The 24,979-nt window shown below is 42.3% G+C and carries 19 protein-coding genes; all 19 read right to left on the reverse strand.

The annotated features are described in order from the left end of the window. Positions 1–24: 24 nt before the first annotated feature. The 19 genes from ACQKKO_RS01355 to ACQKKO_RS01445 all read right to left on the reverse strand — a co-directional run bounded on the left by ACQKKO_RS01355 (position 25) and on the right by ACQKKO_RS01445 (position 24,967). On the reverse strand, positions 25–1,209 hold the full coding sequence (locus ACQKKO_RS01355) for a galactokinase (RefSeq protein WP_498643566.1): 1,185 nt from the start codon (positions 1,207–1,209) through the stop codon (positions 25–27). A gap of 49 nt (positions 1,210–1,258) precedes the next feature. Next, complete coding sequence (locus ACQKKO_RS01360; protein ID WP_498643568.1) at positions 1,259–3,316, reverse strand: beta-galactosidase; 2,058 nt, start codon at positions 3,314–3,316, stop codon at positions 1,259–1,261. A gap of 29 nt (positions 3,317–3,345) precedes the next feature. Beyond that, positions 3,346–4,188: a galactooligosaccharide ABC transporter permease GanQ gene (gene ganQ / locus ACQKKO_RS01365; protein ID WP_498643570.1), complete on the reverse strand. Its 843-nt coding sequence runs from the start codon at positions 4,186–4,188 to the stop codon at positions 3,346–3,348. 1 nt (position 4,189) lies between these two features. Continuing rightward, positions 4,190–5,482: a carbohydrate ABC transporter permease gene (locus ACQKKO_RS01370; RefSeq protein WP_498643783.1), complete on the reverse strand. Its 1,293-nt coding sequence runs from the start codon at positions 5,480–5,482 to the stop codon at positions 4,190–4,192. Between the two features lie 83 nt (positions 5,483–5,565). Next, positions 5,566–6,834 carry a galactooligosaccharide ABC transporter substrate-binding protein GanS gene (gene ganS / locus ACQKKO_RS01375; RefSeq protein WP_498643571.1) on the reverse strand — a complete coding sequence of 423 codons (1,269 nt, stop codon included), beginning with the start codon at positions 6,832–6,834 and terminating at the stop codon, positions 5,566–5,568. A 205-nt stretch (positions 6,835–7,039) separates the two neighbouring features. Next, a complete protein-coding gene (locus ACQKKO_RS01380; protein ID WP_498643573.1) occupies positions 7,040–8,071 on the reverse strand; it encodes a LacI family DNA-binding transcriptional regulator in 1,032 nt (343 codons plus the stop codon). A gap of 70 nt (positions 8,072–8,141) precedes the next feature. Further along, positions 8,142–9,773, reverse strand: a complete 1,632-nt coding sequence (abc-f, locus tag ACQKKO_RS01385; RefSeq protein WP_498643575.1) for a ribosomal protection-like ABC-F family protein — start codon at positions 9,771–9,773, stop codon at positions 8,142–8,144. 505 nt (positions 9,774–10,278) lie between these two features. Then, positions 10,279–11,232 (reverse strand): dTDP-glucose 4,6-dehydratase, encoded by a 954-nt coding sequence (gene rfbB, locus ACQKKO_RS01390; RefSeq protein WP_498643577.1) that lies wholly within the window; start codon positions 11,230–11,232, stop codon positions 10,279–10,281. Beyond that, entirely contained in the window at positions 11,229–11,783 is a 555-nt protein-coding gene (gene rfbC / locus ACQKKO_RS01395) for a dTDP-4-dehydrorhamnose 3,5-epimerase (protein WP_498643578.1), read from the reverse strand. The genes rfbB and rfbC overlap by 4 nt, the downstream gene beginning before the upstream one ends. Continuing rightward, positions 11,780–12,538: a sugar phosphate nucleotidyltransferase gene (locus tag ACQKKO_RS01400; RefSeq protein ID WP_498643580.1), complete on the reverse strand. Its 759-nt coding sequence runs from the start codon at positions 12,536–12,538 to the stop codon at positions 11,780–11,782. The genes rfbC and ACQKKO_RS01400 overlap by 4 nt, the downstream gene beginning before the upstream one ends. A gap of 271 nt (positions 12,539–12,809) precedes the next feature. Further along, positions 12,810–15,752: an N-acetylglucosaminidase gene (locus ACQKKO_RS01405; protein WP_498643582.1), complete on the reverse strand. Its 2,943-nt coding sequence runs from the start codon at positions 15,750–15,752 to the stop codon at positions 12,810–12,812. Between the two features lie 220 nt (positions 15,753–15,972). Next, entirely contained in the window at positions 15,973–16,473 is a 501-nt protein-coding gene (locus ACQKKO_RS01410) for a VanZ family protein (protein ID WP_498643584.1), read from the reverse strand. A 134-nt stretch (positions 16,474–16,607) separates the two neighbouring features. Next, on the reverse strand, positions 16,608–17,027 hold the full coding sequence (locus tag ACQKKO_RS01415) for a universal stress protein (RefSeq protein ID WP_498643586.1): 420 nt from the start codon (positions 17,025–17,027) through the stop codon (positions 16,608–16,610). A 401-nt stretch (positions 17,028–17,428) separates the two neighbouring features. Next, positions 17,429–19,183: an NTTRR-F1 domain gene (locus ACQKKO_RS01420; RefSeq protein WP_498643588.1), complete on the reverse strand. Its 1,755-nt coding sequence runs from the start codon at positions 19,181–19,183 to the stop codon at positions 17,429–17,431. A 116-nt stretch (positions 19,184–19,299) separates the two neighbouring features. Continuing rightward, the gene (locus tag ACQKKO_RS01425; protein WP_498643590.1) at positions 19,300–20,802 is read right to left on the reverse strand and encodes an AbgT family transporter; all 1,503 of its coding nucleotides are present in this window, start codon (positions 20,800–20,802) and stop codon (positions 19,300–19,302) included. A gap of 968 nt (positions 20,803–21,770) precedes the next feature. Beyond that, a complete protein-coding gene (locus ACQKKO_RS01430) occupies positions 21,771–22,061 on the reverse strand; it encodes a hypothetical protein (RefSeq protein WP_498643592.1) in 291 nt (96 codons plus the stop codon). After that, positions 22,048–23,034 carry an anti sigma factor C-terminal domain-containing protein gene (locus tag ACQKKO_RS01435; protein ID WP_498643594.1) on the reverse strand — a complete coding sequence of 329 codons (987 nt, stop codon included), beginning with the start codon at positions 23,032–23,034 and terminating at the stop codon, positions 22,048–22,050. Before ACQKKO_RS01435 ends, ACQKKO_RS01430 begins: the two co-directional genes overlap by 14 nt. Then, positions 23,021–23,530: a sigma-70 family RNA polymerase sigma factor gene (locus ACQKKO_RS01440; RefSeq protein WP_498643596.1), complete on the reverse strand. Its 510-nt coding sequence runs from the start codon at positions 23,528–23,530 to the stop codon at positions 23,021–23,023. The genes ACQKKO_RS01435 and ACQKKO_RS01440 overlap by 14 nt, the downstream gene beginning before the upstream one ends. A 414-nt stretch (positions 23,531–23,944) precedes the next feature. Further along, positions 23,945–24,967: a hypothetical protein gene (locus tag ACQKKO_RS01445; protein WP_498643598.1), complete on the reverse strand. Its 1,023-nt coding sequence runs from the start codon at positions 24,965–24,967 to the stop codon at positions 23,945–23,947. Positions 24,968–24,979 lie beyond the last annotated feature (12 nt).

The raw sequence follows: 24,979 nt of genomic DNA on the forward strand, positions 1-24,979 counted from the left end.
GACAAACTCTCCTCTCGCTTTCGATCACGTAAGTTCATGTACGCCTGCCCCTGCATCACTAACGTAAAACTCAGGAGACAGGCCAATCTCTTCCTCGTATTTCGAAGCAACGTCTTGGAAAAAGGCAACAAGTGAATCCTCGTGCACTAGACTAACTGTACATCCGCCAAAACCAGCACCTGTCATTCTTGACCCAATGCATCCGGGTACTTGTTGTTGGACATGGACTAAGGTATCAAGTTCCTTTCCTGTCACCTCATAATCTTCGGCAAGCGAAGTGTGTGATTGATCCATTAACATTCCAAACGTTTCAAGGTCACCGTTCTTTAACACGCGTACTGCTTCTTTCACTCGCTTATTTTCTGATAGGACATGAGAAACACGATTGCGGATGATTGGATCATCTATCTTATCTTTATGCGCGTGCCATTCCGTTTCTGAACACTCACTTAATGATTCAATCTGAAGGCCAAGCTCTCTCAGTTGTCTTAAACCTTCCTCACACTGCGCGCGTCGTTCATTGTATTTGGAGTCCGCAAGCTCTCTGCGTTTATTGGTATTTGTGACAACCACCTTATAATCACCTAAAACAAGAGGAACTTTTTCATAAGTAAGGGTAGCCGTATCAATAAAGAGTGCATGATCTTTTTCACCAAGTCCAACGGCAAACTGGTCCATAATTCCACTGTTGACACCCATGTACTGATTCTCAACAAGCTGACTCAGTTTAGCCAGCTCCACACGGGACAATCCCGCTCCAGTCAGCTCAGACACCATATAGGCTGTGACCATTTCAAGGGAAGCTGATGAAGACAAACCTGCCCCATTTGGGATATTTCCCGATACGTAAAGATTCGCTCCCTTTAATGAGTAGCCTCTCTCTTGAAACGCGTGAAGAATTCCTTTTATGTAGTTCCCCCACTTGTGAGATTCATTGTATGAGAGATCACTGTTACTAAATTCAACCTGGTTCTCCATGTTGCGACTGACAAGCTTAAAGATCCCGTCTGTACGTTGTGTAACAGCCATATAGGTTCCTTGTGTTAGAGCTGCTGGAAACACAAACCCTCCATTATAATCTGTATGTTCACCAATTAAGTTTACGCGTCCTGGCGCGAAGAAAATACGCTCAGGTTTTTTTCCATCAAAGTGCTCACTGAACTCTTTCACTACTCGTTCCTTCTCAGACAATGAAATCAATCCTCTCATCAATTCAAAGAATGCAGGAGTAAATCAATACTCCCGCATGTCCTTTTTTCTATTTTTTTAAGATCGTATATTGATAAGGTTCTACTATAAGAGTGCTATGCTCGTTCTTATCAGTGAGCATATTTGTATAGGTCTCTTCTAGTGGTAGTTGTAGCGTTTGCTGTTGTTCCGTAAAGTTCATGATAAACACATAGTCCGTCTGTCCATCGGTACGCTTTTGAACGCTTACTCCTTCTGGAATCTCTGTGTTCAACACACGATATAAAGATAATTCTTTTGCCAGTTCCTGATAAAAATCATCATAGAAGCGTTGTTCATTTGATGAGGCAATGTAGTAAGCCCTTCCATTTTCAACTTTATTAACCGTAACAGCAGGTCTTTGATCATACCCACCTGATTCAAAACGAGCGAGTACGTCGGCATCAACTGCATGAATACGCTCACAATAATCCGTCACTTTATAGGTTTGGCTATTGTTTTTGAGAACAATATCATGATTCGGGTATAGACTATCAATCTCCTCAGCCCACACTCCTAATAGATTCTTTAGCGGACCTGGAAACCCTCCTAAAAAGCATAAATCATTTTCATCAACAATACCACTCCAATATGTTGCGATGAATGTTCCGCCTGCCCTCACAAAGGCTTCAATTCGCTCTGCAACACCTGGCCTAATCATATAAAGCATTGGACCGACAAGCACCTTATACGTTGAAAAGTCTTTATCCATCGTAATAATATCCGTCGGAATGCCCTGCTTCCAAAAGCTATGGTAATGAGCCTGACACTGTTCCGAATACTTTTTGTTTACATTATTCAACGCCTGAGCGTCGTCAATCGCCCAGTGGTTCTCCCAGTCAAAAATCACAGCTACTTCGGGCTTAATGCTTGTTCCTGCAATTGGTTTAATTTGATCGAGTTCTGCTCCAAGCTTAGAAACCTCTTGGAAAACCCGTGTATGCTCATGTCCTGAATGGTCAACAACCGCACCGTGGAATTTCTCAGATGCCCCGCGTCCCTGTCTCCACTGGAAGTAAAGAATCGAATCCGCACCGTGTGCGACAGACTGGATCGCAGATAAGGCATGTACACCATCTTCTTTTCGTTTATTAATATCGTGCCAGTTTACAAGACTCGGTGTATTTTCCATAATCAAAAATGGCTGCCCGTCTTTTAATGAACGGTAAAGGTCATGAACAAACCCCACGTCCGAAGCTAGTTTTGTTGTTGTTTGCCCTTCAATATGCCAAGGTGGATACGCATCCCATGTGACCACATCCATCTCACTCGCAAACTTGTTATAGTCAATTCCAAGAAACGGTCTCATATGTGGGTAATTCCCCATAAAGTTTGTGGTAACAGGAATACTTGCGTCCACTGCTCGCAATGGTACGATCTCTTGTTTAAAGAAATCAATCGTTTGATCGCTAACAAATCGGCGCCAATCCAAATTCATGCCGTGGACCATACTCTCGCCATGTGGAGCTGGAGATTCAACCTGTGACCAGTCATTAAACCGATGACTCCAAAACCCAGTCCACCAAGCCTGATTCAATTGTTCCAGATCATTATTATATTTCTTTTTCAACCATGTACGAAAGGCATCCTGACATAAATCACAATGACACTCGCCCCCGTATTCATTAGAAATATGCCACATGATAAGCGCCGGGTGACTCGCATAGCGTTCAGCCAGTTTTTCATTCATAATCCGGACTTTTTCCCGGTAAACAGGAGACGTAAAGCAATGATTATGACGCAAACCGTGCAAGTTACGAACGCGGTTTTTCTCAACACGAAGAACCTCCGGATATGTCTGTGACATCCAAGCTGGACGTGCGCCACTTGGTGTCGCTAGAATGACATGGCTTCCTTCCTCCCCTAATCGGTCCATAATGTCATCTAACCAACCAAAATCAAATTCTCCCTCTGAACGCTCTATGGCACTCCAACCGAAAATGTTTAATGAAAATGTATTTGTATTCGCAAGCTTCATCAGGCGATAATCTTCCTCGATGATCTCCGGCATATGCAGCCATTGATCCGGATTATAATCTCCACCATGCATAAAGCCTTTTACGTTCTTGTGTATAAGTGGATAACGCATCGTATCACTTCCCTTTTTTATATTCTCTTTTAACCCTTTGTTCCACCTTGAGTTAAACCTGAGACAAACTGCTTTTGAACAACTAAGAATAAGATCGTAACAGGAACCGCGATCAGTAACGCACCCGCTGCAAACGTAGTGTAGCTTGCACCCATTGGATCAGATACTAAGTTATATAATCCGATTGGCAAGGTGTACATTTCAGGCGTCCGAACAATCACGCTCGCTAATATAAAATCACCTAACGGACCTGTAAACGAGTTAATCGCTACAACCGCAAGTATTGGTTTTGCAAGCGGCATAATAATTTGAAGGAAAATTCTGAAGTGACCCGCTCCGTCTATACGAGCCGACTCATCAAGATCCTTTGGAATCGAATCCAAATATCCCTTCATTAGATAAGTGTTCATCGGAATCTGTCCGCCTGCATAGATCAGGATCAACAAAAAGTGACTGTTGATTAAACCAAGCATTTGAGCAAGAACAAAGATTGCGATGAGTGCTGAGAACTGCGGGATCATTTGCAAAAGCAAGAACAGTATCAAGCCATTTTTTCTTCCTTTAAAACGAAAGCGAGAAAACGCATAGCCTGTAAAGCTAACGAGGACTAACGTCAACGCCATCGTAGCAAGCCCAATTTTCATTGAGTTAAGATACCACTGTAGATAGAGAATTCGATTAGAGGTAAACAGCTCCACATAGTGTGCAAGCGTTGGATTTTTTGGAATCATGGACGTACTAATTAAGCTGTTCCCTGGATTAAAGGATGCACCAATTGCCCAAAGAAGAGGATACAAAATCGCTATGACAACGACGACAAGTACTGCGTACGTCGCACTCACACGAAGCCTAGTTGATTGTTTAGTATTCATGCTACATCATATCCTCCTCTTTAAATGAATTCGTGCGCTTAAACTGCCACAGAGCAATCGCAATGACAAAGATTGATAGCAGGATCGTAATCGCTGCAGCCAGTGCATATTGAGAAGATTGCATGGTCAGTTTGTAGATCCACGAAACAAGAATATCGGTACCACCTGCAGTTGATCCGGAAACTGGTGGACCCCCACCATTAAAGAGATAGATAATATTAAAATTGTTGAAGTTAAACGTATACTGCGTAATTAAAATCGGTGCAATGGAATACAACACAAGTGGCAACGTAATCAAACGAAACTTACTCATCACACCTGCTCCATCAATCGTTGCCGCTTCATATAAGTCCTGCGGGATCGATTGAAGCACACCCGTGGTCATAATGAAGACAAAAGGAAACCCGAGCCAGGTTTGCATAAAGATCAGCGCTACCTTACTCCAAAATGGATCAGTCAGCCACGGCTTAGGATCGATTCCAATGAACGCAAAAATATCATTATTAATGGCTCCAAACGTATCATTAAATAGTCCTGCAAAGATTAAAATGGTCACAAATCCCGGAACAGCCCATGGGAGGATTAAGATCGTACGGAAAAAGCTTTTAAGCTTGATTTCCTTCTGATTGACTAGAACGGCAAGCCAAATCCCAACTGCACACTGCAAGGTTGTCGCAACAAGTGTCCAGATAATGGTCCAGCCGAGTACATCAAAGAATGTAGAACGCCAAATATCCACGGTAAATATGTTTGTAAAGTTTTGCAGCCCAACCCAATCAAACAGATTCGCTGGAGGCGAATGATAGAGATCATAGTTAGTAAAGGCTAATGCAAAACTAAATAAAATTGGAAACACAACAGTGAATAACAGCAGGAAAAAGCCCGGTGTACTCATTAAATAAGGGAATCCCTGATCTAAAAGCTGGTGATACTGCGCACGAACTGAGTTTAGAGGAATGCCCTTATCACGATTCCGGCCGTTCACGTACGCATCCTTCATCATAAAGTAGTAGATCGCAATACCAATTGCCGCTACAATCACAGCAATAATACCCTCTGCTAATAAGAAAACGGAATTATCTCTAGGCGTCTGAACACCCAGCGTAAATAATCCCCAAAATCCCATGTTAAACAAATCTTTAAACACAATGATAAAAGCTACACCAAGAACAAAAAATACAGATCCTTTTGCGATTTGCCGATTATAAAACTGTCCGAATCCTGGAATGACGGACAGAGCCAGCGCTCGTTTTCGATGTTTGGTTGAAACCTCGCGTTGAACCTCATATTCGATCAATTCATACACCTTCTTATATTGGTCTCATGTGAGCAAGAAGACGTAAGTGATAACACTTACGTCTTACTCCACCCCTTACATTATCTCGAATGATTCGCTTCAATTTGTGAATGAATGGTTTCAACTGCTTCATCAAATGCCTGACTGACTTCTCCTCGATCCGTCGCAATTAAACCTAGTGCATTGTCAACCGGCGTCCATACTTCTGCCATCTCCGGAATGTTAGGTGTAAGTGTTGCATACAAGCTCTGCTCAGACATCGCTGCTGCATTTTCGTTATCTGTCACAAGCGGATCCTCCATTAACTCAATGATTGGTGGAACCTCCTGTGTGATTTCAAAACGCTTTTTCGAGTTTTCGAAGTTTGTCAGGAACTCAACAAACTCCTCAGCAAGATCAGGATTTTTTGAGTAAGAAGATACATTATAGCTCTTTACTCCAAGGAACGAACTCATATTCTCCCCATTTGATAGCTTTGGAAGGGGTGCAACTCCATAATCAACCCCAGCTTCTGCATATGGACCAAACGACCAAGGGCCAGAAACGACAGCCGCTGCTTTTTGTTCAGTGAACAAAGAATCCAACACATTAATTCCCTGCTCGCCAATAATTCCTGCTGGGAAAAGCCCTTCCTCAAAGAACGTCTTAATGTATTCGCCACCTTCAACCGCGCCTTCATTATTTAAACCAATGTCCGTCACGTCATAGCTACCGTCTGATTCCTGAGGAAACACATAGCCACCATATCCCCCGATGACACTTTGCGCGTAGTAGATGCTATCCCATTTTGCAAGAAAGCCATACTGTCCATCCTTTGTGACTTCTGTAGAAAAGTCGTGCCACTCATCCAACGTTTCAGGAAGATTGCTCTCATCAACAAGCTCCTTGTTGTAGAAAAGCACGGACGTTTCAACAGCCTTAGGAAGGCCATAAACCTTTCCGTCTACCATTTGAGAAAGCATCGTTTCCTCAGTAAATGTGCTTTTGACCTCATCCGAAACCGATAACTCCTTAAGCAAGCCTTCTGTAACAGCAGTTCCAATCTGATCATGAGGTACAGTAATAACATCAGGACCACTGCCTGATGGACCATCTAATCGTAGATCCTCAATCTGACCCGCATAGCCCTTTTCAATCACTTCAATCTCCACATCATGCTCTTTCTCAAACTGTTCGACCGCGTCCGCAATTCCATCAGACTTCTGTATATCTTCCCAAACAATTAATGTATCTGTACCTGTTGATGTTGTTTCAGTAGATGTCCCATCATCCTCACCAGGACCACACGCAGTTAAAGCCACTGCTACAGCCGTTAATGCACTCACATGTAGAAATTTATTCTTCTTCATCTTGCATCCCCCTTAAGTCTCTATAAAGTAAAAAAAGAAAACGCTTACTAAATGTAGAATATCAACTTTTAATAAAATAGTAAATAGATTTTATTAAATAGTTTAAGTAAAATATTTTACTAGTTGTCTGGTTAAGAGGGAGGCGCGCACTTTCAACTCTTCTCGCGCACTCCCATCCCAGCGCACATAAAAAAAGAAGCCACCCTCAAAGGGTAGCTCCTTTCTCCAGTCGCTCCGTTCGTTCCATCGTACTTTTCCTAAAAACAGGAGTGGAAGAGATATATACCGTTTTTGCAATTGCGCGCTTATCGACTAACCGCTCCATCATTAAATCCATTGCCGTTTCACACAACACATTTGTATGAATGCGATAAGTGGTTAAGGGAGGCGATACATACTTCGACACATGACTATCGTTAATGCTAAACAGACTCACCCGGCTGGGCAGGTCGAACCCTCGCTCGTTCAGTGCTTGGAGGCAGCCCACTGCAAGAGTATCACTTGCAATACAAAAGGCGGATGGGAGATTATCCCCGAGCTTGTCGATTGCTTGCTGCATCAGCTTATAACCCTGCTCCACCGAAAACCGGTTCCCTATAAAAATGGCTGAATCCTCTAACACGTTAAACCGATCAGCATAGAGCCTAAAAGCTGTCTCACGGATGTCCGGTAGCCGCATGTTTCGGTCGATGTCATAGTCGTCCCCACCGATGAACCCAACAGAATGATGCTCATTCTCTACATAAAACTCAACCATCCGCTCAATTATGTGCGAGAGGTTTGGCTTCACCGAATCAAATCGTTCTTCATCAGGCGATGTATCAATGAATACAACATTTGGTGCAACCTTATACAAGTGATCAAGCTCAGCCTTCGTGAATCGGCCAATAGCGAGAATTCCTTCTGTTGCTGGATCAACTGCTTCAACGCCGTCTTCAATCGTATAGAGCTTTAAATTAATACTCCGTGCTTCAGCTTGCTCATGAATGCCTTCTCGTATTTCTTGAAAATAGACATCTTCTAGCTCTTCCCGAGCGGTAAACCAATACATAAAGGCGATTTTCTTTAACGAATGTTTAAAAGCCTTCTTTTTATACCCTAGCTGGTCCGCTGCTTCGTAAATCTTCTCGCGTGTTTTTTTGGTCACTGAAAGATTCGGATCTTGATTTAACACTCTGGAAACTGTAGCAATCGACATTCCTACTTTATTCGCGATATCCTGAATCGTCACTGCCATCTAAGCACCTCACTGCTTTTTTGATCTCCTCCTATTATAAACATAATACTCATTTAGTAAAATCTTTTATTCAATGAAATTCCTCTCGTTTCTCACGACTATATGCATAGTTTCCTTCATACATCGTCAAACGCCCATCCTCAAGCCAGCTTGTTTTTGGAAACAGTTTATTTAAGAAGTAGCGATCATGCGAAATACAAAGAATCGTTCCTTCAAACTCAGCTAGTGCATCTTCTAACACTTCTCTTGAATCAATGTCTAGATGATTGGTTGGCTCATCAAGTAAAAGGAGATTGTGACGGTCGTGAATAAGCTGAGCCATGCGCAACCTCATCCGCTCTCCCCCACTTAAGCTTTGCACCTTTTTAAACACATCCTGACCATAGAAGAGAAACTTGGCAAGCTCTGCTCGTGCCTCACCCTCAGTCATTACTACATAATCTCGGAAGGCATCAATGACTCGTTGATCGCCTCCACCTTCTAACCCGTGCTGAGACAGATAACCAATCGAGACATTTGCTCCAACTTTACATCTACCTACATCAGGACGATGCTCTTCTAAGATTATTTTAAAAAGTGTTGATTTACCCGCCCCATTTTCTCCGACAATCGCCAACCGATCTTGATATGTTAATGCGAGGTTTACGTCTTTTAACAATTCACGATCACCAAAGCATTTTGAAACAGATTCAAGCTGAACAACGTCTGTTCCACTCCTGCTTCCTTGCTCGAAATCAAGCTGGACTTGCTTACGATTCATTACTGGCTTTTTCACACGTTCAATCCGGTTCATCGCCTTTTCCATACTTTTTGCCTGGCGGTGCATTCCGGCATTTGGTGGGTTAGCGCGATTGGCCCACTCTTTTAAACGCTTAATCGTCTCGCGCATTTTCTTCAGCTTTTTCTGTTGATCCTGATACTGCTGGAATTCAAGGAGAAGTCGTTGCTCCCGCTCCACCACGTATCCTGAATAATTCGTCTCGTAAAAGGATAATTCCCCGCTATCCATCTCAATGATTCGCGTCACCGTCTCATCCAGAAATACTCGGTCATGCGAGATCACAACAACCGTTCCCGCATATTGATTGACCCAGTCAGTTAACCACTCTGTTGCTTTTAAATCAAGATGATTGGTCGGTTCATCAAGTAGGAGTAGATCAGGCTTCGTTAACAAAAGCCTGGCAAGACCTGCCTTCGTTTTCTCTCCACCACTTAACTCATTCCAATGATTCAAAAGCAACGACTGAATGCCCAAACCCGCACTGACTCTGCGAATATCCGCATCCATTTCATAGCCGCCTTGTTCGGCGAACTCCTCTTGGAGGGTTCCGTATTTCTCCAAACAACGCTCCAATGCTTTAGAATCGGTAAGCTCTTGCAGCTGTGCCTCCAATTGGCGCATAACCTTTTCCTTTTCAATTAAATCTGTAAATACCTGCTTCAATTGTTCCTGTAAGCTTCGATTGTTATTAACCTCGGGTTGCTGTTCGAGCGCTCCTTTGGTGGCTCCTTTTTTCCAACCAACTGATCCACTTGCTGGTTCCTTCATGCCTGCGATGATGTGAAGGAGGCTTGTTTTACCTTCTCCATTTCGCCCGACTAGACCCACTCGCTCTCCTTGCTTTATTTCAAGCGATAAACGTTCAAAAATCACGTGTACTCCGTATGTTTGTGATACATCCTTCATATAAAAAATAGTCATCTTGCTCTCTCCTTCCAGGTGAGAAAGAGACAAATGTGCATACCAAAAAAGGTGGCAGAGCGTCTCTGCCACCTTCACCGTCTGTGGGCATATGTCTCTTCCGTTGGGATTTCCTATACAGTTACCTTAGTAAATTGGACAGACTGATCCAATTTGGTAACTGCTGCGGAAAATAGAGCCCGACAAATCAACAAAAATGCCAAGAAATCAGACTCACTCCCAATCGAACGATTCATACTACCCACCTCCTATCACTTATTTCTTTTATCTTATCGAACCTTTAACCATTTGTAAACATTAACCTTTTCTTAAGAAACTATCCAGTCGATTGTTCCAATAATAAGGCCCCAAAGTGGAATGTTAATGAGAATGCCATAGAACAATCCACGGGCAAATCCTTTTTGTTGTACCATCGTGAATCCCTCCTTATTGTTGTATATCATACCCGAAGATCGAGTCGTTTGAACAAATAAAGAAGGATTTACATGATTTTTTGCGATGTATATTATTTGTTTGACTCTTGACTGACATACCAATCAATTGTTTCTTTTAACCCGTTACGAAAATCACAAACCGGCTGCCACCCCAGCTCATTTCTTATCTTCGACGCATCAATCGCATATCTCAGGTCATGCCCTAATCGGTCAGGTACCGATTCGATCTGACTTCTCGAAACCTGCATAAGAGTAAGAATTTCTTCTATAAGGTCTTTGTTGTTCCATTCGTTGTTTGCACCGATATTATACACACATCCAGGGCTACCTTTATGAAGAACACGGTCAATAGCCGTGCAATGATCATACACATGAAGCCAATCGCGAACATTCTGTCCATCACCATACAAAGGAATTTTCTCATCTTTTAATGCTTGATGAATGACGACTGGAATCAACTTTTCCGGATATTGATTCGGTCCATAATTGTTGGAACACCGCGTAATCCGCGTATCCATACCATATGTTTCATAGTAGGACCTTACGAAGAAGTCAGCACTTGCCTTGCTTGCCGCGTAGGGACTGTTTGGCGCGAGAGGTATTTCTTCTGTAAACAATCCCTCACTCCCAAGTGTTCCATATACCTCATCCGTCGAGATGTGCACAAAGGTTTTCACGTGATGCGCCCGTGCACATTCTAGCAAATTCTGTGTTCCAAGAACATTGGTCTCCACAAACGTGCTAGGTGCATGAATACTTCGATCAACATGCGTCTCAGCGGCAAAATGCACAACCGCATCAATATTGTTAGTAGAGAGAATGTGCTCCATTTTACTCAAATTGCGTATATCCACATGGATAAATTGGTATCTGTCTACATCCGCAATGGACAAAAGATTCGCTAGGTTTGCCGCATACGTTAATGCATCCACATTAATGATATGATAGTCTGGATATTCCCTCAGTATATATCGGATAAAATGACTGCCAATAAATCCGGCTCCACCAGTCACTAAAAGCCTCATACAATCCCTTCCTCCTCTAACACCTTACAAAGCGTCGGTAGCTGTTGATCCTTTTCTGAAAGAATTGGCGATGATGTGGGCCATGTTATACACAGCTCAGGGTCCGCCCAATTCACACCGCGCTCCATTTCTCGATTATACAGCTGATCCACCTTATAAAAAACCTGTGTATGTGGAGAAAGTGTGCAAAACCCATGCGCGAAACCCTTTGGCACAAGCAATTGCTGATGATTCTCTGCACGCAGTGTAACCGCAATCCATTTTTTAAAAGTAGTAGAAGAAGGCCGAAGATCCACAACTACATCATAGATCGCCCCAGTTAGAACCCGTATTAGCTTGGTTTGCGCAGCTTCACCCAATTGAAAATGAAGCCCTCTTAACACACCAGACTGAACGGAGTAAGAGTGATTATCTTGAATAAACGATGTGGAAATCCCTGCGCTGTTCCAGGCAACCTGTTGATAACTTTCTAGAAAGTAGCCACGTTCATCCAGATGAACGGTCGGCTCAATCAGTTTTACACCCTCCAGTTCAAGCTCAATCACCTTCATACTGAGACAACCTCATAGGTTCGACTTAGTATCGGGTCAAGATCAATCGTCGCAGCAAGCTGATGCCCCTTGGCCAAAGACTCATGAGTCCCTGCGTCAATCCATTCTCCCTGCACATATTGATAACCAAGTCTTTTATTTGCAAGATAAGCCACGTTCACATCTGTAATTTCTAACTCCCCTCTGGCTGACGGAAGTAATGTTTCTATGATGTCAAATACAGAAGACCGGTACAGGTAGAGCCCAGTCACCACGTCATTTGACTGAGCCAGCAAAGGCTTCTCATCAATAGAAGTAATCATGCCGTCTTCAATGGTCGCCACACCAAATCGTTCCGGATCGTCCACTTTTTTTAGCATCACCATTGCATCAATATGCTCTTCGTTCTGAAAGTGGCGTACCGCACTTAATATGGGCTCAATAAACAAGTTATCCCCAAGCAAAACAGTTACCCGGTCACGCCCGACAAATTCCCTTGCTAACCGAAGCGCATCCGCAATTCCACCAGGCGACTCCTGTACTCGGTATGTTATGTTCATCCCGTAACGTTTCCCGTTCCCAAGCAAGCCTAGGATTGGCGCTCCGTCCCGCTTTCCGACAACCACTAACACATCAAGAATCCCAGCCTCCTTTAACCGGGCCAACCCATGCATAATCATCGGGTACCGCCCAACCGGCAGCATATGCTTATTGATTGTCGCCGTCAGCGGAAGCAGCCGCGAACCCGTACCTCCCGCTAAGATCACACCTTTCATAAAAAGATCCCTCCTACATTTATCCGTTAGACGTAGTTTATGCAAGTTGGGCGGAGAGGGTACGTTAGCAAGAAGATTAGAAGCCAAAACAAGGAGAGTTGAGCGGTTAATAAGAAGATTCATACCGTATCTAAGAACGTTACCTATAATACATCCACTCAAGACACATTTACATCGCGTTATATACCGATAGCAAGAAGAATGATCTTTTTACCAAGACTCAACTTCCATTGCACAAAAAAACTCCGACCACAAAGTCGGAGTTTCTACATTATTTGTATACCGGGACATCTAGGTTCAATGTGTAAGAACCGATTCCTTGGTATAGATTGTACATGCTGTGAACCTGCTTAGAAGCCCAGCCAATATCTGTTGCATACTGGTGTGTCGCACGGCCATTTCGAACCATTGCATCCGGATTCCAACGCATTTTGTACAATGAGTTTTGACCAGATTTCACATAGCTATTGCCAATGAACGCTGCTCCACCAACGATAGATTTGTATGGTGTAGTCCAGCCTTGATCATATGCATACTTTGTACCACAATCAATTGGGCAACTATCTAGTGCACCAATTCCGTACATGTTATAAACCGTAACGCCGTTATATTTCACGCCTTTTGCAAGGGTAGACGATCCATTCCCTGTCTCAAGTAGTGCGTGAGATAATAAGTACACATCATTAATTCCATGTATACGTCCAGCATCAATAAATGCTTTACCTTGCCCAGCAAGAATTCCTTTTCCGCGTAAGTAGTTGTTAAGAGACGTTTCACTTGCTCCACTTGTTTTCGCAAGATCAAGGAATTGGAACTGCTGAATGGGATCATTAATGAAATTCTTAGGATCTAAGTAGTACACAATGTCTTTTTTCGTTGCATCTACCCAGAACAATCGATACCAGCTGCCACTTGTACTACGAATAGAAAGGCGCTGACCATTTTTTAATTGTCCAACCACTGGATAGTTTGTTCCAGGGCCACTGCGAACGTTTAGCGCAGAAGCATTAACAACATAATTGTTTCCGCTTCTTGTTACGAAGTCTTTGTGCACATACTGTGTATAACGGTCAGTCTGCGCATTTGCTCCAACTTGCATGTTAGCTGCTTGGTCTAGGGTGATGTTGTAGTTCGAATTCGTATCTAGTTTTTCTGAAAGGTCATTTGCATGAATCCAAGCAGTTTTCCCACTTAACGTACCACGATACCACGTGTCGTTACCTACTTTTTCAGTTAAGTTGGTGACGAATTCTTTATTTTTATGGCTTGATAAATTGAAAACCAGATCCTTTGATCCACCCCATGCTTTTGTATAAGACTTCCCTGTCCCATTTACATAGAATGTATGTTTCTTTTTATCAGTAGTTGTATGAGCATGAGAACGGATGTCTGAGCTTTTAACCCAACCAACAGTCCCTTTTGTGGTACTTGGATTCTTACTAATTAAGTAATACGTATTTCCATTATATTGAGCCTGTTGCTTAATATAATATACAGTATCCAACAAATTAGAAAGCTTTAATGTGCTTGAGTTTCCAAGGTCTTTATAAACAGTTGCACTGCGGTATAAATGACCTAATCTACTAGTGGATTTTTTATCTGTCACTTTATTATCGTTTAGGTCACTGCTCTTAATAAATACAGTACGATTATCTAGCTTCCCTCGATACCACGTATCATTTCCTACTTTTTCAGTTAAGTTTACTTCTAGCTTCTTACCTTTATGACTGGTAAGATCACTGTAAGCTTCATCTTTTGACCCACCCCATGCTTTTGTATAGGCTTTACCCGTACCCTTTACATATAGAGTAGTCTTATTTTTATTAGTAGTCGAATGAGCATATGAGCGAATATCAGAGCTTTTCACCCAGCCTACTGTACCTTTAGTAGCACTTGGTTGCGTGCTAATTAAGTAGTAGGTATCGCCGTTATATGTGGCTTGTTGTTTGATGTAATAAACTGTATCTAATAGATTTGAAAGGTTCAATTTACTTGAGCTTCCAAGATCTTTGTACACAGTTGCACTGCGATATAGGTGTCCTAATCTACTTGTAGATGTTTTCTTTCCAGTTACAGCTTTTTCACTTACATCTGAACTCTTAATCCAAACAGTCTTGTTATTTAGAGTCCCACGGAACCATGTATCATTTCCTGCTTTTTCAGTTAAATGAACATGAAATTCTTGGCCTTTTTGATTGGAAAGATTACTGTAAACTTCATCTTTCGAACCACCTGACGCTTTTGTATAGGCCTTACCTGAACCATTTACATAATACGTGCTTTTATTTTTATGAGTGGTCGTGTGAGTATAGGAGCGAATATCAGAGCTCTTTACCCATCCAACAGTTCCTTTTGTAGCACTTGGTTCTTTACTTATTAAATAGAAAGTCTCACCTTGATAAGTAGCTTGTTGCTTAATGTAATAGACCGTGTCAAGTAGATCAGAAAGCTTTAAAGTACTTGACTGATCTAAATCTTTGTAAACAGTCGCACTGCGGTAAAGGTGCCCCAATCGACTTGTAGACTTCTTAACAGGCTCTTCCATCACTCGCGTAGAGAACATAATCATTGGGCTCTCTTCAAGTTCTTCAAGAACAAGCTCTTCTTCCTCGGCTTCTTCTTCAGCCACAACTTCTTCTGTTGATTCCTCTTCAGTCACAGCTTCTTCTACTGTTTCTTCTTCAGTCACAACCTCTTCTGCTACTTCCTCAGTCACAGCTTCTTCCGCTGCTCCCTCTTCAGCAACAACCTCTTCCACCGCTTCCTCTTCAGGCACAGCGTCTTCTGTTGCTTCGTCTTCAGCAACAACTTCTTCTACTGCTTCTTCAGTCACAGCGTCTTCTGTTGTTTCTTCTTCAACAACAGCTTCTTCCACTGCTTCTTCTTCAGTCGCCATTTCTTCGTTTGCAGCTTCCTCTTCTTCTAATAATAGAAGAGATAAACAGTCTTTAAGAGTCAATACTTCCTCTTCTGTCAATTCAAGTTGATCTAGATGAAAGTCTGCTAGATCGTCCTTATTAATCTCGTCTCGATTAAGTAAGTCAGACAAACAAGCATTCACGTGCTCAAGCTCATATGTATCGTCTTGAATCTCAATCGGTTCCTCGATTTCTTTAGGCTCAAATGACGTGTTAGACTCTGCAAGCGCAGCATAGGGTGACAAAAGATTAAACAAAAGCAAAAAAGCAACAAACAAACTGATTAATTTTTTCATATCAAACCCCTTCCGTTTAGTAGTTATAAAGTTGCATATCTTAGAAACCAGTCCAATTATACTACAGAAATTGGCATTTGGTTAGAAAAATGTGAAAAAAGATCAAATAAAATGTTTGATTTTTTAACCATATGTAAAATATGCAGTCTTCCTTTTTATCGGTTTTTTGCTCATCCCTTTACACTTTTAGGAAAACAAACAGAAAAAAGCACAGTCCCACTCAGGAACTGCGCACCCTTTTCTTTCTCGATAACCACCATACCATCAATAGAATTCCTATCAAACCACCGATCGTATCAATCACTACGTCTCCAATTAACCCCTGACGCTCCGCGCTAAAATATTGCCTAGTTTCATCAATACTAGCATAAATCAGTACCGTAAAGAATGTAATCTGCGCGGCCACTCTTACGCGAACAAAAAAAGCGAGTAGCCTTGTGGCTAGAAATCCAACCAGTGCAAACACGGTTAGATGAGAGCCTTTACGTATAAAAAACTCAAGAAATCCCGCAACACCATTCGCTTCAATACTTCTCTCTTGATACCCGTATGTAAATGAAATCTTGTTTAAAAATGTATCCTCTAACCAATGAATAGGCAGCTTATTTAAAGTAGGTCTAATATCCTGGTTCGAATATGGCTGAGATGTTGAATAGAAAATTAGCCCTATAACACCAAATAGAAGCGCTACTGTTAAAAGCAACTTTATACGTTCGTTCAATCGATCACCGTTCTTTCTATATCTAAGTCTTACTTATTGTACCAGTAATCATAAAAGGATGGGGGAGTATGACAGAAAACTTCTTAGACATCAAAAAAACCTCGGTCCTGTAGACGAGGTCTGATGCATTCTATTTACCTTGCAATGAGCACAGGGATTTTTGCATGCTTCGCTAATTTGTGACTAACACTACCGAGTACAAGGGTCTGTAGATCGTTTCTTCCACGACTTCCAACAACCAAGCAGTCATAATCATGTTCCTTTAAATAAAGTAGAACCATTCGAGCCGGCTCTCCACGTAAATAAAAGCTAGATGAAGAAATACCCTCATGATGCAGATAATCCATGCTCTCTGCTACCATTCGTTTGGAGAGCGCGTCTGCTTCCCGATTATCACTATAACGGAGGATTTGAGAATTATCTTTTACATCGACACAATACACAAGATCAATATGAACCTCAGACTTGTATGGTTCAACCATTTTTACTGCTTTTTCCAACCCTTTTCTAGCATGCAGTGATCCGTCCGTCGCTACCAGTATTCTCTTAAACATTTTACACGCCCCAATCACTTTCATTTTGAAGTTGAATAACTGGTCATACACTTTATGTATACCCGATTTCTCGTTTTTTACACACAAGACTTGCGAGGAGAGTTAGCAAGAAGTTCACATGATTTATTAAGGAAAATTAAATTTTAACTAAGAACAAAAGACATTTAGCAAGGAGAATAAGCATTTAAGCAAGCACCCAGACATCTCCACTAAGAAACAAGGTCCATTAACAAGAAATAAAGTCCCTTTAATAAGAATCAACCCCTATTAGCAAGAGAATCCGTAACGATCTTAAGAACTTCTATACCTTCATTAAGATCAAATCATCCTTTACCAAGAAATAAGCCAAAATGACATAAAAAAGCACACCAACATAATGTTGATGTGCCTCAAACAAATGATTAACCTGTAATAATTGGACCCACTGGACCATCAGCAAAGCGATGGATCGTTACGTGTCCAGCACTGTTTATTTCGTTTGGTGCGTTAACAATGGTTACTGGGAATGTCGATAAGTTATTAATTGTGAAAGAATCACCCGCAGCGTAACTTTGTACACGGACAATCGTTAACTGACCACCACCAGCATCTGAGTTCGTACCAGGTGCTACTGGAACTGCTCCACCGTTAACTATTAACGCGAATACCGGGTTAGCCGGTGTCGTTGCCGCAGTGTTAATCGTTACACTAATATAGTAAAGACCAGCTGTGACGAACGTGAACGTACCCGTTGCAGCAGTATACGTGACACCCGATAATGCAAATGGGTTCAGACCTGTTACTACTCCACCAACTGCAACCGTTTGCGGCTGCATATTACTATTAAAGAATGGCTGTAACGTAGAGCCTGTCGGACCGGTTGCTCCAGTTACCCCAGTCGCTCCTGTTGCTCCAGTAAGACCAGTCGCTCCCGTTACTCCTGTTGCTCCGGTCGGGCCAGTTACTCCCGTTACTCCTGTTACTCCTGTTGCTCCAGTAGGTCCGGTTGCTCCCGTTACTCCTGTCAATCCAGTTGGACCTGTTGACCCAGTAGGTCCAGTTTCACCTGTCGGGCCTGTTGGACCTGTTGGACCGGTTGCTCCCGTTACTCCTGCTCCAGTTCCTGCTGGGCCTGTTGCTCCCGTTGCCCCGGTAGGTCCCGTTGCTCCCGTTGCTCCCGTTGCTCCTACACCTGTTGCTCCCGTAGGTCCTGTTAATCCTGTTGCTCCCGTAGGTCCTGTTAATCCGGTTGCTCCCGTCGGGCCGGTTACTCCCGTTGCTCCGGTCGGGCCTGGGTCTCCTGTTGCTCCGGTTGGACCAGTCGGGCCTGTTGCCCCCGTTACTCCTGCCCCAGTTCCTGCTGGGCCAGTCGCTCCAGTCGCCCCGGTAGGTCCCGTTGCTCCGGTTGGGCCGGTTACTCCCTCACCTGTTGCTCCCGTTGCTCCTGTTGCTCCAGTCGGACCGGTTGGACCAGTCGCTCCCGTTACTCCTGCCCCAGTTCCTGCTGGACCGGTTGCTCCCGTTGCTCCTGTTGGCCCCGTAGGTCCTGTTGCTCCTGTTGCTCCCGTTGGACCGGTTACTCCTGTTCCTGCAGGTCCCGTCGCTCCCGTTGCTCCTGTTGGGCCGGTTACTCCCGTTGGACCTGTTGGACCTGTTGGACCAGTCGGGCCTGTAGCTCCTGTTCCTGGAGGGCCACTTGGAATAAATCCAGAAGATGATGAAATCATGGCAACATCGTCAATCACGATGTCTGAACCAACTACGGTTGCAGCAATACTGAAAATAATAGTTGCTGAGACTGCTCCCACTGGTGCGATTGGTGTTGTTTCATACACGGTTAACCATGTTTCATTTTCAACAACCGGCAGACCAGAAGTCTCAATGACTACCGAAGTAGCTGCCCCTACAGCATTAAACGCTGCATCAAAGAATTGTACAGTTAATACAACCTGTGGAGATGGTAATCCAGTTGTTCTTGCTAGTGAAGCCAATACCTCGAAACTGTCTCCAGCTTCAATTGGTACATTTTGAGAAAGACTACTTCCCACAATTGGTGGTAATTGAACGGCATAGAAGCCAGTGTGACTAAAAGCAGACGTGACGAATCCGTTAACGGATACCCATGGGGTAAGAACACCCGTTTCGAATCCACCATTAACAATTTTGTTAATGATCATTGCTTCCCCTCCTACTTCAAACTAAAAAATGTGGAGCTTATGTATAGTATTGGAGAGTAGGAAAAGAGGGATAGATTACGCCCAATCCGAGTGGAAATTAAGGATATTGTCTACTTTTACAATCGAATTTCTGCACCAGGACCGACCGGAATGCCAAATAGATAAAACATAACAAGCAATAATGTCGTTCCAATTAAGATACATATAGAGTAAGGCAACGTTAATGAAATCAGTGACCCAAGCCCTGCATCCTTCTGATATTTCCTCATAAACTCTAAAACAATCATCGTATATGCGGACAATGGTGTAATCATATTTGTAGAAGAATCACCAATTCGATACGCCATTTGCGTGAACGCTGGATCATACCCAAGCTGAATAAACATTGGAATAAAAATCGGCGCAAAGATTGCCCACTGACCCGAACCACTCGTAATCACTAAATTTAAAACGGCAGTCATTAAAATAAAACTAATAATAAGTCCAATTCCTGTGAAATTCATTGCCTCTAACAAATTCGTTCCATTAACAGAAACCCAGAGACCAATTCCTGACCAAGAGAAAAACGCCGTGAACTGTCCAATAAAAAAGACCAGCACGATAAAATTCTTCATACTACCGACAGCTTCACCCATATAGTGCGCAACATCTTTCATTCCAGTAATCCTCTTCATCTTTATTCCATAAGTCAAACCTATTAATGCAAACAAGATTAAGAGATAGACGACAATTCCATTTAAAAATGGAGACGGAGTTAATCCTCCTTCTTCATTTAAAAGAATACTGTTCGGAACGAGCATACCAATAACAAGGATGGCAATGTACGCGAGCCCAACCAGTCCAGTTAGCTTCAGAGCAGATGTTTCCTCCTTAGAAACAGGCTCCGTCGAATCCACCTCATCACCAGTATAGGCACCTAAGCGCGGTTCCGTAATCTTTCGCGTAATCGTTCCACCAATGATTGTACAAATCACAGCTCCAGCAATCATAAAAAAGTAGTTACTAATCGGCGTCACCGTACCCTCAAGACTCAGCACCGCCATCGCTTCATTTGTAATTCCCGCAAGTAGCGGCTCATTCGACGTGATGATGACCCCCGTCGCATAGCCAGATGAAACACCAACAAATCCTGTAACGATTCCTGCAATCGGATGCCTACCAAGCGAATAATAAATCACTCCAGCAAGCGGCGGGACAATCAAAAACGCCGAATCCGCAGCAATTGTTGCAAAATTCCCCATAAAAAAGATCGCATACGGCACAAGCCAAACGGGTGCTGCAAGCATGACTTTCTTAATAAACGCAGACAAAAGCCCCACGCGCTCTGCAAGCCCAATTCCAAGCATGATTGTCAGCACGACCCCAAGAGGTGCAAACCCCGTAAAGTTCTGAACCATCGTACTCGTTATAAATGTAATCCCTTCACCGCTTAACAAGCTGCGGATTTCGGTAACCTCTTCCGTTGCCGGGTTCGTTACTGACAACCCCGCTAGCGAAAAAGCAGTCGACATCGCAAGCAGCAACCCAATCAAAATTAGAAAAATTGTAATCGGCTGTGGCAAGAGATTTCCTACCTTCTCCACTCCAACAAGCGCTCGATCAAACCCTCTCTTAAACATCCATCCACTCCCTCTCAGCAACACAATGATTGCATGTCAGATAACCTAACATTCAGATAATTCAATGAATAAGAGTTAAGTTTAATGGGATGAAGCAGAGATTGCAACAGATAATTCGACAGGAATCTGGGCAGTTCAACACACAAGGTGTACGAATATCAAGCGGGGTCTGGATGAAAGCGTTAGCGCGGTGAAGTAAGAAAATTTCATAAACTCAATGACCAAGACCTTTACACCTCTTATTAAGGAAAAGCGCATTTTAATCAAGATCCAAGAGCCTTTACCAAGATGTATGCTCTTTTTAGCAAGAAAACTGAGGGGGTCCACCAAGAAGTGAGGTCCGATACCAAGATCGCGCGCACACTTATCAAGATCCGACCCCTGTTAGCAAGGAGCTCGAGCTCCATACCAAGAGGAATGGAGAAATCACCAAGATACATCTGAGCATTAGTAAGAACGACCCCGATATCTAAAAAACAAGAGCCTTTTCAAGATCTTTAAACCTCTTATTAAGGAAAAGGGCATGTTAATTAAGATCCAAGAGCCTTTACTAAGATATATGCTCTTTTTAGCAAGAAAACTAAGGGGGTCCACCAAGAAGTGAGGTCCGATACCAAGGTCACACGCACACTTATCAAGATCCGCCCCCTGTTAGCAAGGCGCTAGAGCTCCTTACCAAGAAAACTGGAGAAAACACCAAGATACCTCTGAGCATTAGCAAGAACAATCCTCTCATCTAGTAAGATAAGAGCTCTGCTACAATCATTACCACATTTCCTCCCCCTCCGGTTTTCCCCAATCCCGTTCCTTATGCTCTTTTTTACAGTCGTATGTTTGTAAGCGTTCGTCTAAAGTCTCTTTTTCCTTAGCTTTTTTAATGACGATCGTCTGATTAACAAGCTCAAGATCAAGTTTTGTCCCGTTCTAAATGTCCTTCGCTATGCGCTTTTTCAAATTATGTTCCCCCACTAAATCCTCGGATTAATCGTCCAAGATAACCCAAACATCAGAAAGGTAAACACAATCAAAAACAAACACAAAAACATTCCCCACATCGCAAACACATTCCTTCTCCTCTTAAACAGCAGTGATACCATCCCAAGAACCAACCCATAAACCGGTGAATAGAACATAAAAGTCGAGCCCCCAGATGTACTCGTAAGAACAACAAAGTTTATTAATATCAGATTGACGATGGCAACTAAGAACGCGCCAAATCCTAAAACGTCTGCAACACGATGTCTCTTACTGGTCACCATAATGAGTCTCCCCCACTTCAATATTCCGCACCTGTTCAACATCGGTTAATTCCCTTAGATCTTCTACAGAACCTGTAACCGTCGCTCCATAAACGAAAACACCCTTTTCTTCAACATACTCAATTCGTTCATCAATCAATAACTTGTTAGAGCTAAATAACGACTCTGTAAAGTCTTGATGTTCCGATAACGACTTCAACGCTTGAAGAAATGCCTCGGAACGATCGTTTTCCTGTGAAAATACAGTTGACCAATAATCCATCGTGTAAACTGGGAAACCAAAAGGCACCTTCACAACATTACTTCCTTCAATCGAATCATCTCTCCCTGTATCCACCGCAAACCAAACAGGCTCAGCTCCATCTGGTAGAAAGCTTCCCGCGTCCTCAATTAAGTACACGTCCTCAAAGGAAATATGCACTTCAGCCACATAGCTGTCTGGCAAACTCAAAAGGATCTCTGCTCCAGGTGAATCAATCATCCCGCCTTTATACGAATGAATAAATGTAGGTCCGCTTTTTTGCATATCCTCTATTGGCTGCCTATCATAGCTTCGTTCCTTCACATCAATCAGTTCATTAAAAGACATGGCATATGAATAGTCTCCAGTGTGATAATCTGATTGACCAATTCGTTTGCTCATCTCTAGGTCTAGGTCGATGGTGAATATCCCGATTTGACTTTCAATGTTAAAGACATCCGTATTTGGTTTTGTTAAATACATTGCGTTCAACGCAACTTCAATATAATTGTTAGCCCGATCAGTGATCCCGTAATAGATATAAGAACCTAGCGTCATAAGCGGAAGAATTAATAAAAGGACACTGATACTTCTGACTACATTTGTTACGTTGGCACGAAGCCGCTCTTTCTTAATCAGTCTCTTTTGTTTGTTTACAGGCATCCCTTCAAACTGTGCAGTAGCCTCATGTATTTTCTTTTCATACATTGATTTCTGATCATCTTCCTTCACACCGCTCGCTCCCTTCAATCATCTCAATCATTTTTCTTCTCCCACGGTAAATATGACTTTTTAACGTGTTCAGTTTCAGATCTAGGATCTCTGCCGCTTCTCTCTCCTTTAATTGATGAAAGTCGCATAAGAGGATGGCATGTTTTTCATATGTGGATAGTTGTTCAAGATAGTGAAGTAATTCGTGAAGCCCTTCTTTTTGTAAAAAGGCTTGCTCAGGAGATAAACCGTTTTCAATCTTTTCGGTTATTCGCTTCGTAACATGATCACTTACAACCATTCGTTTATGACGCCTCGTGACATCAATGAAAACATGATAGCCAACCTTAAAAAGCCACGGTCTCACCTCATCTATGTCTGAACTCCTCATTTCTAAGAAAGCACGATAAAACGTCTCATGCGCCAAATCCTCAGCCTGATGATGATCATTAGATAGGAAATAAAGATAACGATAAAGATCATTAAAATAATCCAGGTAGATCTGATCCAAATCCATGCTGCTCCCCCTCTACACTGAATCCACGAATGGAGCTCAGAAATAGTTACAGGTATTCCAAGAAAATAGTTATGTATATTCCTTATTAAACCAATTGTGGTGTTGGAAACATCAGTATATTGCTAAAACAAGAGACATTATAAAGCCTGCTAGACTGTAAATAAAGTCTTTTCCTATAAGAGAAACATACATAAGACCCTCTTTAATTAATTTGACATGATCAAAATGTACCTAAGACGATCCATGAAGAAAAGTTGTTTTGGTAGAACAATAACAGTATAAGGTATGAATAAGAGGTTATATTTAATTATGCAGAGTAAGATTCGGAATCGGAGAAATAATTCTAAGACCATAAAAAATAACATCAAGAGTTCGTTTATCTACTCTTGATGTTACGTTTATTCTCATTTCAGATTAATAAGACATTTGCTGGTCCATAATTTCTTGAACAGATAACTTTGAAGACTTTATGATTTCTAAAGACTTAGTAGTCAGTTCGCCATCTTCAGATAAGATAGGTGTGTCAATAATACCTTTCACTACTTGAGCCATTAAAAATGTACGATGGATAATCGCTTTTTGTTCTGCAGTATAATCTGCCCAGTTAAGTCCATTTTGAAAGAGTATGTCTTTCATTTTTTCATTGTATTTAATAAAGTGTTTGTTCACACTTAGTAATGTATCATGAACAATTGCAACTCGATCTTGAATGTTATCTAGATTGATAATGAATAATTTAGCATCTTCTCTAAATGTCTCCGCTTTAACAAGTGATGCCTTCGCTTCATTTAGTCTTTTCTTAGCTGCAGCTGAGAGAACGGTTCCAGCGACAGCTAATGCTGGTCCGAGAACTAATCCACCCAATACTAATGTACCTCCTGCTATTCCAGCTCCACCTGTTGCTAGTGCTCCGCCTCCAAGCCAAGCTAATGTTGCGTTCGTTGCTGCCACTCCGCTTAATCCAGTTATAGCAGCTCCAGTTGATGCTGTTCCTAAAGCCATTGTTGCTGAGTAGGCTCCAAAGGCAACGGCTGCACCAGAACCAACAGAAGCAATCCCACCACCAAGTATTTTAGCAAGTTGGACTACACTAAATTCTAATTCAGTTAATAGTTCCTCTGAATCACTTTCTATATTTAGCTCATCCAGTCCTTGTGATGTATCATTTAGTTCAATATTTTTTATCCGTTTGAACACATCGACAAAGTCTCGAATAGAAGTAGAGATGACTTCCATTTTATAGCGCCCATATTCATCAAGTTCATTATTGGCCCTTTCTCTGGAAGCATGAACATTAGTGTTCCATTCTTCAATTAGGTCGTTTGCACTACCAAATACTTCTTTACTTTCTTTAGTCCTGTCTATTGCTTGTTTACCTTTTACAATTCCAACTGCCGCTGTAATTGCTGCTGGCACTAATAATAATGGTAATGGCATGCTTTCCCCTCC

Origin of the sequence: Alkalihalobacillus sp. NPDC127517, assembly GCF_050276055.1 — a bacterium.
Lineage (GTDB): Bacteria > Bacillota > Bacilli > Bacillales > Bacillaceae_D > Alkalicoccobacillus.

Excerpts from the sequence above, each read along its gene's own strand:
- ACQKKO_RS01355 (WP_498643566.1), bottom strand. The coding sequence starts at position 1,209 with ATGAGAGGATTGATTTCATTGTCTGAGAAGGAACGAGTAGTGAAAGAG.
- ACQKKO_RS01360 (WP_498643568.1), bottom strand. The coding sequence starts at position 3,316 with ATGCGTTATCCACTTATACACAAGAACGTAAAAGGCTTTATGCATGGT.
- ganQ (WP_498643570.1), bottom strand. The coding sequence starts at position 4,188 with ATGAATACTAAACAATCAACTAGGCTTCGTGTGAGTGCGACGTACGCA.
- ganS (WP_498643571.1), bottom strand. The coding sequence starts at position 6,834 with ATGAAGAAGAATAAATTTCTACATGTGAGTGCATTAACGGCTGTAGCA.
- ACQKKO_RS01380 (WP_498643573.1), bottom strand. The coding sequence starts at position 8,071 with ATGGCAGTGACGATTCAGGATATCGCGAATAAAGTAGGAATGTCGATT.
- abc-f (WP_498643575.1), bottom strand. The coding sequence starts at position 9,773 with ATGACTATTTTTTATATGAAGGATGTATCACAAACATACGGAGTACAC.
- rfbB (WP_498643577.1), bottom strand. The coding sequence starts at position 11,232 with ATGAGGCTTTTAGTGACTGGTGGAGCCGGATTTATTGGCAGTCATTTT.
- rfbC (WP_498643578.1), bottom strand. The coding sequence starts at position 11,783 with ATGAAGGTGATTGAGCTTGAACTGGAGGGTGTAAAACTGATTGAGCCG.
- ACQKKO_RS01400 (WP_498643580.1), bottom strand. The coding sequence starts at position 12,538 with ATGAAAGGTGTGATCTTAGCGGGAGGTACGGGTTCGCGGCTGCTTCCG.
- ACQKKO_RS01405 (WP_498643582.1), bottom strand. The coding sequence starts at position 15,752 with ATGAAAAAATTAATCAGTTTGTTTGTTGCTTTTTTGCTTTTGTTTAAT.
- ACQKKO_RS01415 (WP_498643586.1), bottom strand. The coding sequence starts at position 17,027 with ATGTTTAAGAGAATACTGGTAGCGACGGACGGATCACTGCATGCTAGA.
- ACQKKO_RS01420 (WP_498643588.1), bottom strand. The coding sequence starts at position 19,183 with ATGATCATTAACAAAATTGTTAATGGTGGATTCGAAACGGGTGTTCTT.
- ACQKKO_RS01425 (WP_498643590.1), bottom strand. The coding sequence starts at position 20,802 with ATGTTTAAGAGAGGGTTTGATCGAGCGCTTGTTGGAGTGGAGAAGGTA.
- ACQKKO_RS01430 (WP_498643592.1), bottom strand. The coding sequence starts at position 22,061 with ATGGTGACCAGTAAGAGACATCGTGTTGCAGACGTTTTAGGATTTGGC.
- ACQKKO_RS01440 (WP_498643596.1), bottom strand. The coding sequence starts at position 23,530 with ATGGATTTGGATCAGATCTACCTGGATTATTTTAATGATCTTTATCGT.
- ACQKKO_RS01445 (WP_498643598.1), bottom strand. The coding sequence starts at position 24,967 with ATGCCATTACCATTATTATTAGTGCCAGCAGCAATTACAGCGGCAGTT.